Origin of the sequence: Longimicrobium sp., assembly GCF_036280135.1 — a bacterium.
In the GTDB taxonomy this organism is placed as follows: domain Bacteria; phylum Gemmatimonadota; class Gemmatimonadetes; order Longimicrobiales; family Longimicrobiaceae; genus Longimicrobium.
In genome coordinates, this window is the sequence record NZ_DASURI010000566.1 from 1 (window position 1) to 4584 (window position 4584).

Consider the following 4584-nt stretch of genomic DNA (forward strand, 5'->3'; position numbering starts at 1 on the left):
GGCGCGATGCGGCCGAACTCCTCGTGCTGCCGCAGCGCCCAGATCTCGCTGAAATTCCAGTACTTGCTGGAGTTGAAGAAGTAGTCGAACCCCGCAGACTTGAGCGCGCGCACGTCCTCTACGGGCGCGCCCAGCGTTTCGGCGAAAAAGACGGCCTCGGGATCGGCCGCCTTCGCCTCGGCGACCAGGAACTTCCACAGCTCCGCGGGCACCTTGTACGCCGCGTCGCAGCGGAATCCCTTGAAGCCCAGGGCGATGGACTCGCGGACGAGGCCCGCCCAGTAGCGCCAGAGCCCGTCGCGGTCGTCGTGCGTGAGGTTGTTGATCTCCGCCAGGTCGCCCCAGACCGTCTTCCTGGACGTGTCGTTGGGATCGACGGCGAAGGGGCTCATCACCTCGCCGTTCTCCCAGTGGTACCAGCCCGGGTGCTCCTGGACCAGGGGCGAGTCCTTGGACGTGTGGTTCACCACCAGGTCCATCACGGGCCGCATCCCCATCTCGCCGATCCGCGCCAGCGCCTCGCGCAACGGATCGAGCGACAGGGGGTCCGCCCCCGCGGGGACGAACAGGGGGTTGAGCCGACGGAAGTCCTTGACGGCGTACAGGCTTCCGCTGAACCCGGGGTAGTGCCACGGGTTCAGGTACAGCCACTGGAACCCCATCTCCCGCGCCCGCCGGGCGTGCTCCGGCCAGCGGGTGGTGGGCCCGACGAGGCGCGGAAAGAGGTTGTAGAGCAGGGGAGCCGTCACGCGCGGCCTCCCAGGATGGCCTGTATCCCCTCCAGCGGCACCCACAGCCAGTCGGGACGGTTGTTCATCTCGTAGCCCAGCTCGTACACGGCTTTCTCCAGCTCGAAGACGGCCAGCGCGCGCGCCAGCACGTCGGGATCGCGGGGGATGATGGCGCTGCCCTGCGCCGTGCGGACGTACGCGTTCAGGAACAGAGCGCGCGCCTCGCGCTCCCACGCGTGCGCCCAGCGCTCCAGCGACATGCGCACCCGCAGGTCGTCCGTCCTGAACTCGCTCATCCCCACGCGCACGGCGTAGTTGAACGAGCGCAGCATGCCGGCCACGTCGCGCAGCACCGTCTGCTTGCTGCGGCGGTCCGCCAGGGGCTTGGCCGGCTCGCCCTCGAAGTCCAGCACGTACCACTCGCTGCCGCCGGGCGCGTTCTGCGTGCCCCGCAGCACCTGGCCCAGGTGGTAGTCGCCGTGGATGCGCACCTTGACCGCCTCGTCGCGCAGGGCGCGCAGGTCCTCGCCCAAGTGGCGCAGGTCCGGCGCGGCGCGGACCACCTCGCGGAGCGCGCCCTGCACGGCCGCGGGAAAGCTGCCGGGGATGGCCTCCAGCTGCCGCCCCAGGTCGCCCAGCACGCCGTCCACCTGCTTGCGGAAGCCCTCGATGGCCCGCTGCACGTCGTCCTCGCCGATGGTCTCCGGCGCGAAGTCCGGGTCGTCGTCCACGGACGCCAGCGCCAGGTGCATGCGCGCCGTCGTCTCGCCCAGCCGCTCGATGGCGGGGAAGAAGTCGCCCGCCATGCGGCGGACGGCCTCGCGCCCCGTGACCGTGTCGGGGTCCGCCGCGCTGCGGCTGGCCGCGCCGAAGTAGCGGTCCAGGGCCTTGAGGGCCACGCTCCACGCGTCGCCCCCGTTGGGGACGAACTGGAAGACGCCGGCCACGGCGTGCGTCTCGCCGTTCTCCGGCGTGTAGTCCAGCCAGCCGGCCAGGGCGGGGACGGAGCGGAATCCCGCGCGCTCCACCAGGAAGCGCGTGACCTCCAGGTCCGGGTTGATGCCGCCTTCCAGCTTGCGGAAGATCTTCATCACCAGCGAATCGCCGAAGACGATGGACGTGTTGCTCTGCTCCACGCCGATCATCCGCACGGGTCCCGCCGGCGCCTCCGGCAGCTCCACGGCGCCCGTGGCGTGGCCCGCGAACGTGCCCGTGCGCCCCTCGATGCGCTGCGCCGTGGCCACGGCGTTCAGCAGGGTGCCGGCGATGCGCCGGTCGGCCATGGCCTCGTAGACACGCGCCTCGCCCCGCAGCGTGGGGTGCGTGACGATGGGCTCCGGCCCCGTCCCCGGCGCGGCGATGGGGTGCAGCGTGGACGGAAGCAGGTACAGGTCGCGCCCGCCCTCCACGAAGCGCACTTCCAGCAGCGCCAGGATGATGTTGGGGGTGCGGTCGCCGTGCAGCACGCCGTGGTCGTGCAGGCAGATCTCGTTGAGCTCGCGCGCCTTGTCGCGGAACCAGCGCTGGCGCAGGATCCACTCGCGGGGCAGGGCGCTGAACGCCTCGGCCACGGCCCGCGGATCGGCCAGGATCTCGGCCTCCTGCGCGGCCCACTCCTCGGGCATGGTCCAGAAGTCCTCCTCGCCCGCCGCGCGCACCTGCCGCAGCGAGAACCAGAAGAAGCCGTACGGGCTGAGCGTGATGGTGTACGGCTGCCCCTCCTCCACCGTGGGGAACGCCGTCTCGCCCAGCAATTCGACCGGGGTGAAGCCCGTGAACTCCGGCAGCTCGATGCGGACGGCCTGCGCGCTCCCCGACAGGTTGTTGACGACGAGGATGGTGTCGCCCTGGTACTCGCGCAGGTACGCCAGCACGTGCGGGTTCTCGGGCGCCAAAAAGCGGATGCTGCCCCGGCCGAACGCCCGGTGCTGCTTGCGGACGCGGATGAGCCGCTTGGTCCAGTTGAGCAGCGAGTACGGCGAGCGCTCCTGCGCCTCGACGTTCACGGCCTGGAAGCCGTAGACGGCGTCGTTGATGGCCGGCAGGTACAGACGCTCCGGCTCTGCCCGGCTGAAGCCGGCGTTGCGGTCGGGCGACCACTGCATGGGGGTGCGCACGCCGTCGCGGTCGCCCAGCCACACGTTGTCGCCCATCCCGATCTCGTCGCCGTAGTAGATGATGGGCGACCCCGGCATGGTGAAGAGGATGCTGTTGAGCAGCTCGATCTTGCGCCGGTCGTTGTCCATCAGCGGCGCCAGCCGGCGGCGGATGCCCAGGTTGATGCGCATCCGCGGATCGGCCGCGTACTCGCGGTACATGTAGTCGCGCTCCTCGTCCGTCACCATCTCGAGCGTGAGCTCGTCGTGGTTGCGCAGGAACATGCACCACTGGCAGTTCTCGGGGATGGCCGGCGTGCGCTCGATGATCTCCACGATGGGCTTTCGAATCCCCTGCCGCACGGCCATGAAGATCCGCGGCATGAGGGGAAAGTGGAACGCCATCTGGAACTCGTCGCCGTCCTCGCCGCCAAAGTAGGGTCGCACGTCCTCGGGCCACTGGTTGGCCTCGGCCAGGAGGATGCGGCCCGGGTACTTCGACTCCAGCCGGACGCGGAACTCCTTGAGGATGTCGTGCGTCTCCTCCAGGTTTTCGCAGATGGTGCCTTCGCGCTCGATGAGGTACGGCACGGCGTCGGCGCGGAACCCGTCCAGCCCCCGCTCCAGCCAGTACTCCATCACCTGGAACATCGTCTCCTTGACCTCCGGGTTGTCCCAGTTCAGGTCCGGCTGGTGGCTGAAGAAGCGGTGCCAGTAGTACTGCTGGGCGACCGGGTCCCAGGTCCAGTTGCTGGGCTCCGTGTCGGTAAAGATGATGCGCGCTTCCCTGTACAGCGTGTCGTCGTCGCTCCAGACGTAGAAGTTGCGCTCCGGGCTGCCCTTGGGGGCGCGGCGGGCGCGCTGGAACCACGGGTGGTCGCTGCTGGTGTGGTTCAGCACCAGGTCGGCGATGACCTTGAGGCCGCGCTTGTGCGCCTCGTCCAGGAAGCGCTGCACCTGGTCCAGGGTGCCGTAGTTGGGATGGATGCCGTAGTAGTCGGCGATGTCGTAGCCGTCGTCGCGCAGGGGCGACGGGTAGAACGGCAGCAGCCAGATGACGTCCACGCCCAGGCCGGCCACGTAGTCCAGGCGCTGGATGAGCCCTTCGAAGTCGCCGACCCCGTCACCGGACGAGTCCTGGAAGGCCTTGACGTGCAGCTCGTAGAAGACGGCATCCTTGTACCACAGCGTGTCCGTGCTCAACGCGGGGCTCCCTGTCTCTGGCGTCTCGTGTCTGTGCTTTGGTCCGCGCCCTGGGGCGGAACGTCCGTTCGCGGGCGCTGGCGTGCGTGGCAGGACCGGCCCGGCGGGGCGCCCGGCTGCAGGAACTGCGCCGGGGGCAGGGGCAGGGGGAGGGGGCAGGTCTGGACGAACGCCGGCTTCTACGCCGAGAGGATGCAGCGGATGATTTACGAGATCGAGATTACCCGCTTTGTGCCCGCCCCCGTCGTCTCCGTGACGACGACGGGCATCGCCGCGGAGGCGGAGCGGGTGGTGCGGTTGGATGCGGTTGAGCCGTGCGTGGTCCTTGTGGCGCACCACGACGGCTCGGTGAGCCGCGGAGAGTTTTACGTCTGGCTGTCTGCTGGCCGTGCCCTCGTCCGGCTGGATGAGCACCGGGAGCGGCACGCAATGGATCCCGCGCACGCTGATTCCGCGGCGGGTGGTGATGCCTGGTTCAGGGATTCCGACGGAACGACGTTCCCCGCGCAGGCCGGCGAGACCGTTTCGCGGTCACAGGCGATGGATGCCCTGGC

Annotated in this window: 3 protein-coding genes; 1 reads left to right on the forward strand and 2 read right to left on the reverse strand. The window is 69.5% G+C overall.

Features of this window, described 5'->3' with window-relative positions; genetic code table 11:
* Both VFZ20_RS18320 and treS read right to left on the reverse strand, forming a co-directional pair.
* Positions 1–749: alpha-amylase family glycosyl hydrolase (locus VFZ20_RS18320; RefSeq protein WP_329685372.1), on the reverse strand; the 749-nt coding region annotated here is incomplete at its 3' end.
* A complete protein-coding gene (treS, locus tag VFZ20_RS18325) occupies positions 746–4030 on the reverse strand; it encodes a maltose alpha-D-glucosyltransferase (RefSeq protein WP_329685373.1) in 3285 nt (1094 codons plus the stop codon). The genes treS and VFZ20_RS18320, both read right to left, overlap by 4 nt.
* Before the next feature lie 201 nt (positions 4031–4231).
* On the opposite strand from treS, the gene VFZ20_RS18330 reads away from it, so the two are divergent.
* Positions 4232–4584: hypothetical protein (locus tag VFZ20_RS18330; protein WP_329685374.1), on the forward strand; the 353-nt coding region annotated here is incomplete at its 3' end.